This window comes from Streptomyces sp. O3 (assembly GCF_054788135.1).
In genome coordinates this window covers 17,856-31,388 of sequence record NZ_JBTVYK010000014.1, presented here as the reverse complement: position 1 = coordinate 31,388, position 13,533 = coordinate 17,856, and the positions used below count along the sequence as shown (strand labels likewise).

Below are 13,533 nucleotides of genomic sequence, written 5' to 3'. Positions count from 1 at the left end.
ACGAGAGTGAGGTGAGTGGTGCGGAGTGACCGTCGCGATCACGGAAACCACCGTGCGGGAGGCCGCGCATGACCCACGCATGACCCACGCACGACCCACGCACGACCCCACACATGACCCGCGTACGGGCCCCCACGCACGACCCGTGTACGGAGCCCCCCACGCACGGCCCGCGCACGCCCGCCACCAGCCGTGCACAGCCCGCGCGTTAGCGTGGCGGCATGCGTTTCGAGGTGCTCGGCCCCCTGACCGCGCTGACGGACGACGGGACCCCGGTCAGCGTGCCCGAGGCGAAGGTCCGCGCCCTGCTCGCGGCGCTGCTGGTGCACCACGGGCGGCCGGTCCCCGTGGACCGGCTGATCGAGGACCTGTGGGGCGACGCGCTGCCGGGCAACCCGGCCAACACCCTCCAGACCAAGGTCTCCCAGCTGCGCCGAGCCCTGGAGAAGGCCGAACCCGGAGCCCGCGCACTGGTGGCGTACGGACCTGCCGGTTACCGCCTGCGGGCGGCCGACGAGGCGGTGGACGCGGGCCGTTTCGGGGCGCTCACGACACGGGCGCGCGAGACGGCCGACCCGCGGACCCGAGCGTCCCTGCTGGCTCAGGCGCTGAACCTCTGGCAGGGGGACGCCTTCGGCGGATTCCGGGACGCGGAGTTCACCCAGGCCGCGATCGCGCACCTGGAGGAACAGCGACTCACCGCGCAGGAGGAGGCGGCCGAACTCCGCCTGGAACTCGGCGAACACCACGTACTCGCCGACGAGTTGACGACGCTGGTCGCGCACCACCCGCTACGGGAACGACTCCGGGCCGCCCATATGCGGGCCCTGTACCGCGCCGGCCGCCAGAGCGAGGCCCTGGACGCCTACCGCGACCTCAGTCAGCGCCTCGCCGCTGACCTGGGCATCGACCCCAGCGCCGAACTCGACGCCCTGCACCAGGCGATCCTCCGCCACGACCCGGCCCTGACCCCGCCCGCACCGGCCCCCACGCCCGGCCCCGCACCCACACCCGCACCCGAGAACGGCCACGGCCACAGCGACCGCCCACGAGGCAATCTCCCGTCCCAGGTAAGCGAGTTGATCGGACGGGAGGACGCGACCGTACGGATATGCGGGCTGGTCGCAGCGGGACGCCTGGTCACGCTCAGCGGCCCCGGCGGCGTGGGCAAGACCCGGCTCGCGCTAGCGGCCGCGACACGGCTCGCCGCTACCGGCGGCTACCCCGACGGCGTCTGGTTCGTCGAACTCGCCGCCGCCAGAGGCGCCGTGGCCGAGACCATCGCGGCGGCCATCGGAGTGCGCGACAGCACCCCGCCCACGGACACCCCATCCACCGACACCCCACCCGGCGACAGCGCGGAACACCTAGCCGAGGCACTCGCCCCACGACAGACGCTGCTCGTACTCGACAACTGCGAACACGTCATCGACGACGCCGCCGCCCTGGTCGAGCGACTCCTGCGCCGCGCCCCCGACTTGCGCATCCTCACCACCAGCCAGGAACCGCTCGCGCTCTGCGGCGAAGTCCTGGAAGCGGTAGCCCCGCTGCACGAGACCGACGCCATGCGGCTGTTCGCCACCCGCGCGGCGGCCACCGCGCCCGGCTTCGCCCTCGACGTCCAGAACACCGAAGCCGTGGCCCTGATCTGCCGCCGCCTGGACGGCATCCCCCTCGCCATCGAACTGGCCGCGACCCGCGTGCGCGCCCTGGGCGTGCACGCCCTGGCCGACCGGCTGCACGACCGCTTCCGGCTGCTCAACCAGGTACGCCGGGACGCCCCCGCCCGGCAGCGCACCCTCCGCGCGATGATCGACTGGAGCTGGCAGCTGCTGTCGCCACCCGAACAGACCGTGCTGCGACGCCTGGCCGTGTTCCGCGGAGGGTTCACGTTGGAGGCCGCGGAGTCCGTGTGCGCGACCTCTGACGTACTCGACGTCGTCACCCGCCTGGTGGACCTCTCCCTGGTAGCGGCCTCGCACACCACGGAGGGCGCCCGCTACGCGATCCTCGAATCGGTCACCGCGTACGGCCTGGAACGACTCGCCGACGCGGGCGAACTGGCGGACACCCGGCATCGGCACGCACGCCACTACACCGACCTGGCCGAACAGGCCGCCCCGCGGCTGCACGGCCCCGACCAGCACCGCTGGCTGCGCCGACTGGACAGCGAGACACCCAACCTGCGCGCCGCACTCGACCACACGGCAGCCGACCACACGACGACCGACCACACAGCGACCGACCACGCCGCAGACCTCGCGCTGCGCCAGGTCAACGCACTGACCTGGTACTGGTACCTGCGCGGCCGCATCGGCGAAGCGCGCCGCTCGCTCGACCTGGCACTGGACCACACCGAAGCACTCCCAGCGGCCACCGCCTCAGCCCGCGCCCGACGCGCCGCGCTCGCGCTGCTCACCGGCGACGGCTCACGGACCGGCGAGGAGTTCGACGGGGCCGACGCGCGGGCCCGCTGGCTGCTCGCCTTCGCCCGCTGCGGGTTCGACGGCCAGGCGGACCCCGAGGGGCTCGACGCGCTCCTGGACGAGTTCCGCACCCAAGGCGACCGCTGGGGCGCAGCCGCCGTCCTGAGCATCCGCGCCACCCAGGCCGTCTACCGGGGCGACCTCCCGGCCCTGCGCCAGGGCGCCACGGACAGCGCCGCCCTCTTCGCCGAACTGGGCGACCGCTGGGGCCAACTGCGGGCCTCCGAACAACTGGGCATCCTGGCCGAGATCGCCGGTGACTACCCCGAGGCGGCCCGGCTGCACCACGACGGTCTCCAGAGCGCCGAAGAACTCCAGCTCTGGATCGAGGCCTCGTTCCGGCTCGCCCGAATCGGCCGGATCGCCCTGCTCACCGGCGACGACACCCGCGCCGACGAGTACCATCGGCGCGCGGCCCGCCTGGCCGCCGAGCAGTCCCACGCCCCCGCCCAGCAGTTCGCCGAGACCGGCCTGGCCCTCGGCGCCCGCCGCCGCGGCGAGCTCGACACCGCGGAGTCGCTGCTGCGCCCCTGGCTCGACTGGAACCGCCGCCTCGGCGTGGCATCCGGCACCGCGCTGGTACTCGCCCAGCTGGGATACGTGGCCGAGCAGCGCGGCGACCCGGAGGCAGCCGAGGCCCTGCACCGGGAAGCCCTCGTCACCGCACGCGGAACCGGCGACCCGCGGGCGGTCGCCCTGGCACTCGAGGGCCTGGCCGGAGCCTCGGCACTCGCCGACCGCCCCGCCGACGCCGCCGAGCTGCTCGGCGCGGCCCACGCCCTCCGCACCTCGGTCGGCTCGCCCCTGCCGCCCGGCGAGCGCGCGGACGTGCACCGGGCCGAGACACGGGCCCGCGAAGCCCTGGGAGGCGACGCCTACGCGACGGCCCACGCCCGCGGCCAGCAGACCCCGAACCGCCACCTCACCTGACAGGCCACCCACCCCACCGCCCCCAAAACCACACCCGAAACCACACCAGAAACCGCACCCGCCCCAGATCGCCACACCCCGACCGGCCATGCCAAGCTCGTGCCATGCTGGTCGCCCGCTCCGTCGCGCTCTTCGCCCTCGCCGGACTCCTGGAGATCGGCGGCGCCTGGCTCGTCTGGCAGGGCATACGGGAACACCGCGGCTGGCTCTGGATCGGCACAGGCGTCCTGGCGCTCGGCGCGTACGGCCTGGTGGTCACCCTCCAGCCGGACGCCGAGTTCGGCCGCGTCCTCGCCGCGTACGGCGGCCTCTTCGTGGCCGGGTCGATCGCCTGGGGCATGATCGCGGACGGGTACCGCCCAGACCGCTGGGACGTCGCCGGAGCACTGATCTGCCTGACCGGAATGGCGGTCATCATGTACGCGCCACGCGTCCGCTGAGCCCGCCGCTCTATCCTGGCCAGGACCAACAGGCTCGTACGCACGCACGAGGAGCACCCATGACCGCCGCCGCCAGCGCCTCCCGCATCGCCGTAGTCACCGGTGCGAGCAGCGGCATCGGCGCCGCCACCGCACGGCAGCTGGCGGCCGCCGGATACCGGGTCGTCCTCACCGCGCGCCGCAAGGACCGCATCGAGGCGCTCGCCGAGGAGATCAACGCGGCGGGCCACCAGGCCACCGCCTACGCCCTCGACGTCACCGACCGCGCCGCCGTCGACGAGTTCGCCACCGCCTTCCGCACCATCGGCGTCCTGGTGAACAACGCGGGCGGCGCGCTCGGCGCCGACCCCGTCGCCACCGGCGACCCGGCCGACTGGCGGCAGATGTACGAGGTGAACGTCATCGGCACGCTCAACCTCACCCAGGCCCTGCTCCCCGCCCTCACCGCCAGCGGCGACGGCACGGTCGTCGTCCTCTCCTCCACCGCGGGCCACGCCACGTACGAGGGCGGCGCCGGGTATGTGGCCGCCAAGAACGGCGCCCGCGTCCTGGCCGAGACCCTCCGCCTGGAGATCGTCGGCCAGCCGGTCCGGGTCATCGAGATCGCCCCCGGCATGGTCAAGACCGAGGAGTTCGCCACGACCCGCTTCCGCGGCGACACGGAGAAGGCCGCGAAGGTCTACGCGGGCGTCGCCGACCCCCTGACCGCGGACGACGTCGCCGAGACCGTGACCTGGGCCGTCACCCGCCCCAGCCACGTCAACATCGACCTGCTGGTGGTACGCCCCCGCGCCCAGGCCTCCAACGCCAAGGTCCACCGGGAGCCCTGACCCCCATGCCCGAGCGCGACCCCGCTCCCGAAGACCAGGACCATGAACACCAGGACCGCGAACAGCGCCACCTGGCCCAGGAGAAGAAGAACGAACGCATGGTCTGGTGGTACCTGGCCTACTTCCTCTTCGGCATCCACATCATGGCGTTCATCATGATCTACGCCGTCACCCACGCCGACCGCTGATCACCCACAAGGATGAAGGCCTAGCAACACCCGCTCGACAGGCAAACCTCCAGCCTAGGCTCGCTCCACAACCACACAGAACGACCCCCGGCAGGGATTGCCGTCCCGGCCGAGGGTCTGACCACCAAGGAATCGGAGCTTCCTCGTGGCCACACGTGAGCCTAGTGCGCACCAACCCAGCCTGGACGACGCCCTCCGCGTCGATACGGCAGTGCCTTTCATGGACCTCGAAGACCCCGCCTACGCCTACATGTTCGGCTTCTTGCAGATGGACGGGCACCTGGCGCAGGGAACAGGGCGGAAGGGTCGCCTGACGGTCGAGATCAACGCACGGGACGTTGACATTCTCCGCGAGTTCCAGCGCCTGACCCCGTACAACAGCACCATCACAGAACGCACCCGGTCCACGAACTTCGCCGAGGTCCACCACTCCGCGACCTGGACACTGTGCACCCTCGAGGCACGGACCACGATCAACCGGCTCGGCCTGCCCTACGGCCGGAAGTCGGCGACGATCTCGCCCCCGTCCGGGCCTTTCTCGGACCGTGACTACCTGCGCGGCGTCATCGACGCCGACGGCTCCGTGGGCTACACCCGCCAGGGCCTCCCGTTCATCTCACTCACCACGGCCAGCTCCGCCCTCGCCGCCTACATGTGCCACTACGCGCAGCAGGTCACCAGCGCCGAACGGCACGTCAAGCGCAACGCCCGCGACGGCATCTTCAACATCCTCTACATGAAGGAACCGGCCATGGAACTAGCCGAGCACCTCTACTACCCGGACTGCCTCGCACTGGCCCGCAAGCGACTGTCCGCTGCTTCACTCGCCGCATGGGTCAGACCGACCGGCATGAAGCGAGTAACGCACCGACGCTGGAAATCAGCCGAAGACATGCTCCTGCTGGAACTGAACGACCCCGCAGCCGCCGCGATCCGACTGAACCGCACGGAGAACAGCTGCTCGCTCAGACTCTGGAGGCTGAGGTCCGGACGCGTCCCCATGCCCACCCAGGCTCCGCCTGAGCTGTGACGGGCCGCCGGGGTGCCGCAACCGAGGCACCCCGGCCCACCCGGCTCAGCCCTGCAACCAAAACACCCCTACCCCTCCAAAAGCCAGAAAGCGCAAAAACCGGAGCCAAGGTCACCGAAACAGACAGCAGACCGGCATCCACGGCAGCGCGTGCGATACACATTGTCTCCATCGACCGCTATCAGGCGGCAACTGACTTTCCGAACCGAAGGGAGCCGGAGCGTGCGGCGTAGGGGGTACGTACCGGGCGCGACGGCGCTCCTCACGGCGCTGCTCGTCAGCTGCACCGGCGGTTCGGAAGGCGACGCGTCGAGCGGCGACGCCAAGGGCGGCGGCTCCGGCACGGCGACGTCGACCGCCTCCTCCGGCAAGCACCAGACGCTGCCCGACCCCTGCCGGGCCGTCGACAGGAGCACCCTGGAGAAGCTGCTGCCCGGCCTCAAGGAGCTGCCCGACACGCGGCGGAAGACCGTGTACACCGGTACGCCCACCGTCACGTACGACACCGACCGCCGGGGCGGCTGCCGCTGGAAGCTCGAGTCATCGGACGCCGTACGGCATCTCCATATCGACTTCGAACGGGTCGTGTCGTACGACTCCCAGGTGAGCGACGACGAGCGGGCCGAGCGCGTGTACGGGAAGAAGAGCGCGGCGGCGGACATCCCCGCACCCGACACGACGGACGGCGGCGGCAACCCGAGCGACGGGGCCGACACCAAGGACGACGAGGCGACGAAGGCCGCCGACGGCGAGGCGAGCCCCACCCCGACCGACGCCACCCCCTCGCCCGACGCCGACGCGTCCCCCGACCCCAGCGACACCCCGGACACCGGCACCGGCACCGGCACCGGCACCGACGAGGCCGACGCCACCCCCAGCTCCGACACCGACACCGACACCGACGACACGCCCAGCCCGACCGGCCTCGAACCCCGCACCCTGGACGACCTGGCCGACCAGGCCTTCCTGGACGACCAGCTCACCGTGGCCGGTTCGGCGGCCCGGCTCCGTACCGTCACTGTGGTGTTCCGCACGTCGAACGTCCTGGTGACCATCGCGTACGACGAACAGCCGACCCGCGGCGGCGTCGAGCCGGACAGCGAGGAACTGCAGGACAGAGCGCGAAAACTGGCCGACAGCCTGGCCGAGACGTTCGGCTGAAACCCTCCGCGACACCCGCTGCCGCCCCCGCCCGGCACCCTCGCGGGCCCCTCACGGCGTCCCCGCCTTGCGCGTACCGTGGCGCTGGGCGCACCCGCGAACCGGACGACCGATGAGTGAAGGAACCATGCACCGATCAGCACCACGCATCACCCGCATACTCGCCGCCTGCGCAGCCGTACCGGTGATTCTGGCCGCGGCGGGCTGCTCCTCGGACTCCGGCGACGGCGGCAAGGGCGGCGACGAGGGCAAGAAGGACACGAGCGCGCAGTCCTCCGCCGCGCCGGACTCCGGCGCGAGCGAGGAGGCCGCGACCGTGAAGGCGGCGGCGTACGCCAAGCTGCCCGAGGCGTGCGAGGCGCTGTCCGGCAAGACGATCGACGCGCTGGTGCCCAAGGCCGAGAAGAAGTCGGGCAAGGCCGGACGGTCGGACAACATCGACAACCGCGCCAGCTGCAGCTGGAACGGCGTGGAGCACAAGGGCACCAAGGGCTCGCAGTACCGCTGGCTCGCGGTCTCGCTGCACCGCTTCGACTCCAACGAGACGGTCGGCAGCGGCGACGACCAGGCGAAGGACCAGCTGACGAAGAAGGCCGCCGAGCCCGAGGACGACGGCGAGGCGAAGAACCTCAAGTCCGAGCCACTGAAGGGCGTGGGCGACGAGGCCGTCCTGGTCACCTTCGAGACGAAGAAGAAGGAAGGCGACTTCAAGGACCGGCGGATCGTCGCCCGAGTCGAGAACGCCCTCGTGGTGGTCGACTACAGCGGCGCCGGTCTCGCCGGAGACAAGGCCCCGGACGCCGGCAAGCTGACGAAGGACGCGACGACCGCGGCCAAGGAGGCGGTCACCGCCGTCACCGCCGCGAACGACCCCGAGGCCGAAGCCTCCGCCGAAGCCGAGGCCAGCAAGGGCGAGAAGGACGAAAGCGCCCAGCCCGATGACAAGGCCAAGGACAAGGCCAAGGACGAGGCCAAGGACGAGAAGGACGCCGCGGACAGCGACGAGAAGAACGCCGAGTAGGGTCGGCCCGCACAGCTGATCGACAGAACAGCTGAACACCGGACAGCCGAACCAGAGGGGGATCAGGGGTGGCCACGCCACTGCGCCTGACACGCACGCACCGGATGTTGATCGGGGTGGTGGTCGCGGGAGCGGTCGTCATCGCGGGGATCGGTTTCGCCGGTTCGTACGCGGCGGTGCGCGACCTCGCCGAGAAGAAGGGCTTCGGCGACTTCGCCCTGGTCTTCCCGATAGGCATCGACGCGGGCATCTGCGTCCTGCTCGCCCTCGACCTCCTCCTGACCTGGATACGCATCCCGTTCCCGCTGCTCAGGCAGACCGCCTGGCTGCTGACGGCGGCCACCATCGCCTTCAACGGCGCGGCGGCCTGGCCCGACCCGCTCGGCGTCGGCATGCACTCCGTCATCCCCGTCCTGTTCGTGGTCTGCGTCGAAGCCGCCCGCCACGCCGTGGGCCGGATCGCCGACATCACCGCCGACAAGCACATGGAGGGCGTCCGCTTCACCCGCTGGCTGCTCTCCCCGTTGCCCACCTTCCTCCTCTGGCGCCGCATGAAGCTCTGGGAGCTGCGCTCCTACGACGAGGTCATCAAGCTGGAGCAGGAACGCCTCGTCTACCAGGCCCGGCTGCGCTCCCGCTACGGCCGCTTCTGGCGTCGTAAGGCCCCCGTCGACGCGCTGATGCCGCTGCGCCTGGCCCGCTTCGGGGTACCGCTGTCGGAGACGGTCCCCGACGGCCTGGCCGCGGCCGGAATAGACCCGCCCGTACTCCCGGCCGCCGCGCGCCCCGTAGCGCGAGCGCAGGAGCCCGCACACCCCGAGCTGGCCCCCGTACCGAACACCCCACAGCCCGGCACAGCCCCCGAGCCCACTCCCGCACAGCAGCAGCCCGCACCGCAGGAGCACGAGCACAAGAAGCAGTCGAACGAGGAGCAGCCGAACGAGGAGGAGCAGCAGCCCCCGCTGCCCGCCACCCACGAGAGCCCTTGGTTCGTGGCCCCCCAGCCCACTCCCACCACCGCGGCCGCCCACCAGCGAGGCTACGACCACGGCACGTACGTCCCCGAGCCCCCGCACAACGAGCGGCCCGAACAGCACCACCAGCCCCAGAACCCCCCACACCCACAGATCCAAGACCAGCCCCAGGACCAGCCCCACCCCACTGACAACACCCCCGAATTCCCCATCCCCGCGGGCCCGAACCGCACCCGCCCACTCGCCGTCCCCGACCAGCGCGCCGAGGCCCCCCACCCCGCCCCGGAGACACCCCAAGAACAGGAGCAGGGGCAGGGGCAGGAGCAGGACCACACCCCCAAGGAGCCCACGAGCCCCGCACTCCCCGAAGACGTCCCCCGCAAGGAGGCGTACTTCGGCGCGTTCCGCAGGTACGTCACCGAGCACGGCGACTTCCCGAACGCCCGCCAGTTCGGCATCTACCTCCAGGACCTCTACGGCGTGACCGGCCAGACCGGCGGCCCCCTGACGGAGAACTCGCTCCGCGGCTACCTGCGCGACTTCCGCGGCCGCTACCAGCAGGAACTGGACTCCGAGCCGGTCGCGTAGCAAGCGAAAGGAAGGGCCCGTCTCCCCAGAGACAAGCCCTCCCCGACCACTTCAGACCGGCTACGCGGCGAGCAGCTTCCGCACCCGATCCGCCCCCACCGCGAGCAGCAGCGTGGGCAGCCGCGGCCCGGTGTCCCGGCTGACCAGCAGCTGGTAGAGCAGCGCGAAGAACGACCGCTGCGCGCCCTTGATCTCCGGCGGCAGCTCCTTGGGGGTGGCGTCCGCCGAGAACCCGGCCTGTACCTTCGGCACGCCGTAGACCAGGTGGGTCAGGCCGTCCAGCGACCAGTGCTCGTCGAGCCCGTCGAGCAGCAGCCGCAGGGACTCACGGGCCTGCTCGTCCAGCGAACCCAGCAGCTCGGTGTCCGGCTCGTCGCGCACCACGGTCCGCGACTCGGCGGGCACCTGGGTGGAGATCCACGCCTCGGCGCGGTCGAGCCGGGGCCGCACCTCCTCCAGCGAGTCCAGCGGCTGGCTGGGGTCGAGCTCGGACAGAATCCGCAGCGTCTGGTCCTCGGCCCCGGCCGTGATGTCCGCGACGGAGGCCAGCGTGCGGTACGGCAGGGGTCGCGGCGTGCGCGGCAGCTCGCCCGCCGCCGTCCCGACCGCCCGCAGGTACGCGGCCCCGTCGGCAGGCAGCACGGAACCATCCGCGACCTTGGCGGTCAGCTTGTCCCACTCGTCGTACAGCCGCTGGATCTCCTGGTCGAAGGCGATCTTGAACGACTGGTTCGGCCGCCGCCGCGCGTACAGCCAGCGCAGCAGCTGCGGCTCCATGATCTGCAACGCGTCAGCAGGCGTAGGCACCCCGCCCTTGCTGGACGACATCTTCGCCATCCCACTGATGCCCACGAAGGCGTACATCGGGCCGATCGGCTGCTTGCCGCCGAAGATCCCGACGATCTGCCCGCCGACCTGGAACGACGACCCCGGAGACGAGTGGTCGACGCCGCTCGGCTCGAAGATCACGCCCTCGTAGGCCCAGCGCATCGGCCAGTCGACCTTCCAGACCAGCTTGCCGCCGTCGAACTCGCTCAGCCGCACGGTCTCGGCGTGCCCGCACTGGCAGGTGTATGCCAGCTCAGTACTCCCGTCGTCATAAGAGACGACGGTCGTCAGATCCTTCTCACACACCTGGCAGTAAGGCTTGTACGGGAAATACCCAGCCGAGCCGCCACTGCCGTCGTCCTCACTCGCCGCACCCGACCCTTCAGCGGCTTCCAGCTCAGCCTCGTCAACGGGCTTCTGCGACTTCTTAGCCTTCGCCGGGGCCTTCTTGGTCCGGTACTGCTCCAGCACCGCGTCGATATCCCCGCGGTGCTTCATCGCGAACAGAATCTGCTCGCGATACGCACCCGAGGTGTACTGCTCGGTCTGGCTGATGCCGTCGTATTCGACGCCCATCTCGTCGAGGGCGCGGGTCATGGCGGCCTTGAAGTGCTCGGCCCAGTTCGGGTACGCGGATCCGGCCGGGGCCGGGACCGAGGTCAGCGGCTTGCCGATGTGCTCGGCCCACGACTGATCGACCCCAGGCACCCCAGCCGGAACCTTGCGGTACCGGTCGTAGTCGTCCCAGGAGATCAGATGCCTGACCTGGTAGCCGCGCCGCCGGATCTCGTCGGCGACCAGGTGCGGGGTCATCACCTCGCGCAGGTTGCCCAGGTGGATCGGGCCCGACGGGGAGAGCCCGGACGCGACGACCACCGGTTTCCCAGGCGCACGACGCTCCGACTCCTCGATGACCTCGTCCGCGTAGCGGGAGACCCAGTCGGTTGTCTCTGTGCTCTGAGCCACGATCGGCACGTCCTCTGCTTCCTGAAGGATTCACGACTACTGGCGTAGCCATTGTCCCAGATGGAGCGACCTGCTCCGGGGCCGCCCGCTTCCCCGGAGAATCCGCTGGCGCGCCCATGGGAGAATCCCTACGATCCACAACCCCACCACCGACAGGAACGGCACCCCATGGCCTCGGTCCCTTCCCTTGCTTCGACGGTCCACCAGCGCCTCGCGGACGCCCTCACGGCAGCCCTGCCGGAGGCCGGTTCCGCGGACCCGCTGCTGCGCCGAAGCGACCGGGCCGACTTCCAGGCCAACGGCATCCTGGCGCTCGCCAAGAAGCTCAAGGGCAACCCGCGCGAACTGGCGGCGAAGGTCACCGACACCCTCCCGCAGGGCGGCGAGACGGACCTGCTCAAGGAGATCGAGGTCTCCGGTCCGGGCTTCCTGAACATCACCGTCGCCGACCGCGCGATCACCGAGACCCTGGCCGCCCGCGCCGCCGACACCGACCGCCTGGGCGTCCCGTATTCCACCGATGCGGGCACCACGGTGATCGACTACGCCCAGCCGAACGTCGCCAAGGAGATGCACGTCGGCCACCTCCGGTCCGCCGTGATCGGCGCGGCGATGACGGAGATCCTGGAGTTCACCGGCGAGCAGGTGGTCAGGCGGCACCACATCGGCGACTGGGGCACCCAGTTCGGCATGCTCATCCAGTACCTGATCGAGCACCCGCACGAACTGGACCACAAGACCACCGCCGCCGAGGCCTCCGGCGAAGAGGCCATGTCCAACCTGAACCGCCTCTACAAGGCCGCCCGCGCCCTCTTCGACGCGGACGAGGACTTCAAGGACCGGTCCAGGCGCAGGGTCGTGGACCTCCAGGCGGGCGACGAGGAGACGCTCGCCCTCTGGAACAAGTTCGTCGACGAGTCGAAGGTCTACTTCTACTCGGTCTTCAACAAGCTGGACATGGAGATCCGGGACCCCGACATCGTCGGCGAGTCCGGCTACAACGCCATGCTGGAGGAGACCTGCCGCCTCCTTGAGGAGTCCGGCGTCGCGGTCCGCTCCGACGGCGCGCTCTGCGTCTTCTTCGACGAGTACAAGGGCCCGGACGGCAAGCCGACCCCCCTCATCGTCCAGAAGTCCGACGGCGGCTACGGCTACGCCGCCACCGACCTCTCCGCGATCCGTGACCGCGTCGTCAACCTGAAGGCGAGCACCCTCCTCTACGTGGTGGACGCCCGCCAGTCCCTCCACTTCAAGATGATCTTCGAGACGGCCCGCCGCGCGGGCTGGCTGAACGACGACGTCCACGCCGCCCAGCTGGCCTTCGGCACGGTCCTGGGCAAGGACGGCAAGCCGTTCAAGACCCGCGAGGGCGAGACGGTCCGCCTGGTGGACCTCCTGGACGAGGCAATCGCCCGCGCGACAACGGTCGTACGCGAAAAAGACACCCGCAACGAGCTCACGCCCACCGAGATCGCCGAGCGGGGCGCGCAGGTGGGCATCGGCGCGGTCAAGTACGCCGACCTGTCCACGTCCGCGGCCCGCGACTACAAGTTCGACCTGGACCAGATGGTGTCCCTGAACGGCGACACCTCGGTCTACCTCCAGTATGCGTACGCCCGCATCCAGTCCATCCTCCGCAAGGCAGGCGAGGCCCGCCCGGCCGCCCACCCCGAGCTGCCCCTGGCCCCGGCCGAACGCGCCCTGGGTCTGCACCTGGACCAGTTCGCGGAGGCCGTCGCGGACGCCGCCGCCGACCACGCCCCGCACAAGCTGGCCGCGTACCTCTACCAACTGGCCTCGCACTACACGACGTTCTACGCCGAGTGCCCGGTCCTGAAGGCCGAGACCCCGGCCCAGGTGGAGAACCGCCTCTTCCTCTGCGACCTGACCGCCCGCACCCTCCACCAGGGCATGGCCCTCCTGGGCATCCGCACCCCCGAGCGCCTCTGACACCCACCACGGGGGGGGCAGGGCGTCCGGCGGGCAGCCGCACGACGACGGGAGGGGGCGCGTCGGGGGGTGCGAGCGGAGCGCTGATTGTCACCATGGCCGTACGCGTTTCCCGACGCCGGGCCCCCAATCGGCGTGAGC

10 protein-coding genes are annotated in these 13,533 nt (G+C 70.9%); 9 read left to right on the top strand and 1 reads right to left on the bottom strand.

Annotated elements, in window-relative coordinates; translation table 11 throughout:
• The first annotated feature begins 221 nt into the window (after window positions 1-221).
• The 8 genes from ACX6XY_RS09440 to ACX6XY_RS09405 all read left to right on the top strand — a co-directional run bounded on the left by ACX6XY_RS09440 (window position 222) and on the right by ACX6XY_RS09405 (window position 9,648).
• Window positions 222-3,416 carry a BTAD domain-containing putative transcriptional regulator gene (locus ACX6XY_RS09440; RefSeq protein ID WP_460328175.1) on the top strand — a complete coding sequence of 1,065 codons (3,195 nt, stop codon included), beginning with the start codon at window positions 222-224 and terminating at the stop codon, window positions 3,414-3,416.
• A 104-nt stretch (window positions 3,417-3,520) separates the two neighbouring features.
• Window positions 3,521-3,856: a YnfA family protein gene (locus tag ACX6XY_RS09435; RefSeq protein WP_460328174.1), complete on the top strand. Its 336-nt coding sequence runs from the start codon at window positions 3,521-3,523 to the stop codon at window positions 3,854-3,856.
• A 59-nt stretch (window positions 3,857-3,915) separates the two neighbouring features.
• Window positions 3,916-4,686 carry an SDR family NAD(P)-dependent oxidoreductase gene (locus tag ACX6XY_RS09430; protein ID WP_460328173.1) on the top strand — a complete coding sequence of 257 codons (771 nt, stop codon included), beginning with the start codon at window positions 3,916-3,918 and terminating at the stop codon, window positions 4,684-4,686.
• Window positions 4,687-4,691: 5 nt separating this feature from the next.
• The gene (locus ACX6XY_RS09425; RefSeq protein WP_460328172.1) at window positions 4,692-4,874 is read left to right on the top strand and encodes a hypothetical protein; all 183 of its coding nucleotides are present in this window, start codon (window positions 4,692-4,694) and stop codon (window positions 4,872-4,874) included.
• A gap of 145 nt (window positions 4,875-5,019) precedes the next feature.
• Window positions 5,020-5,904, top strand: a complete 885-nt coding sequence (locus tag ACX6XY_RS09420; protein ID WP_460328171.1) for an LAGLIDADG family homing endonuclease — start codon at window positions 5,020-5,022, stop codon at window positions 5,902-5,904.
• A 222-nt stretch (window positions 5,905-6,126) separates the two neighbouring features.
• Window positions 6,127-7,065: a DUF3558 domain-containing protein gene (locus tag ACX6XY_RS09415; protein ID WP_460328170.1), complete on the top strand. Its 939-nt coding sequence runs from the start codon at window positions 6,127-6,129 to the stop codon at window positions 7,063-7,065.
• A gap of 127 nt (window positions 7,066-7,192) precedes the next feature.
• Window positions 7,193-8,086 carry a DUF3558 domain-containing protein gene (locus ACX6XY_RS09410; protein ID WP_460328169.1) on the top strand — a complete coding sequence of 298 codons (894 nt, stop codon included), beginning with the start codon at window positions 7,193-7,195 and terminating at the stop codon, window positions 8,084-8,086.
• A 104-nt stretch (window positions 8,087-8,190) separates the two neighbouring features.
• Window positions 8,191-9,648, top strand: coding sequence for a DUF2637 domain-containing protein (locus tag ACX6XY_RS09405; protein WP_460328260.1), 1,458 nt, complete (start codon window positions 8,191-8,193; stop codon window positions 9,646-9,648).
• A 60-nt stretch (window positions 9,649-9,708) separates the two neighbouring features.
• Here the strand turns inward: ACX6XY_RS09405 and lysS are convergent, their stop codons facing one another.
• Entirely contained in the window at window positions 9,709-11,451 is a 1,743-nt protein-coding gene (gene lysS, locus ACX6XY_RS09400; RefSeq protein ID WP_460328168.1) for a lysine--tRNA ligase, read from the bottom strand.
• Window positions 11,452-11,610: 159 nt separating this feature from the next.
• Here lysS and argS point away from each other — a divergent pair, with 159 nt between their 5' ends.
• Window positions 11,611-13,392, top strand: coding sequence for an arginine--tRNA ligase (gene argS, locus ACX6XY_RS09395; protein WP_460328167.1), 1,782 nt, complete (start codon window positions 11,611-11,613; stop codon window positions 13,390-13,392).
• Window positions 13,393-13,533: the final 141 nt, after the last annotated feature.

What these genes read in the sequence shown, in the direction of transcription:
- ACX6XY_RS09435 (WP_460328174.1), top strand. Translation starts at nt 3,521, where the DNA reads ATGCTGGTCGCCCGCTCCGTCGCGCTCTTCGCCCTCGCCGGACTCCTG.
- ACX6XY_RS09410 (WP_460328169.1), top strand. Translation starts at nt 7,193, where the DNA reads ATGCACCGATCAGCACCACGCATCACCCGCATACTCGCCGCCTGCGCA.
- ACX6XY_RS09440 (WP_460328175.1), top strand. Translation starts at nt 222, where the DNA reads ATGCGTTTCGAGGTGCTCGGCCCCCTGACCGCGCTGACGGACGACGGG.
- ACX6XY_RS09430 (WP_460328173.1), top strand. Translation starts at nt 3,916, where the DNA reads ATGACCGCCGCCGCCAGCGCCTCCCGCATCGCCGTAGTCACCGGTGCG.
- ACX6XY_RS09425 (WP_460328172.1), top strand. Translation starts at nt 4,692, where the DNA reads ATGCCCGAGCGCGACCCCGCTCCCGAAGACCAGGACCATGAACACCAG.
- argS (WP_460328167.1), top strand. Translation starts at nt 11,611, where the DNA reads ATGGCCTCGGTCCCTTCCCTTGCTTCGACGGTCCACCAGCGCCTCGCG.
- ACX6XY_RS09405 (WP_460328260.1), top strand. Translation starts at nt 8,191, where the DNA reads ATGTTGATCGGGGTGGTGGTCGCGGGAGCGGTCGTCATCGCGGGGATC.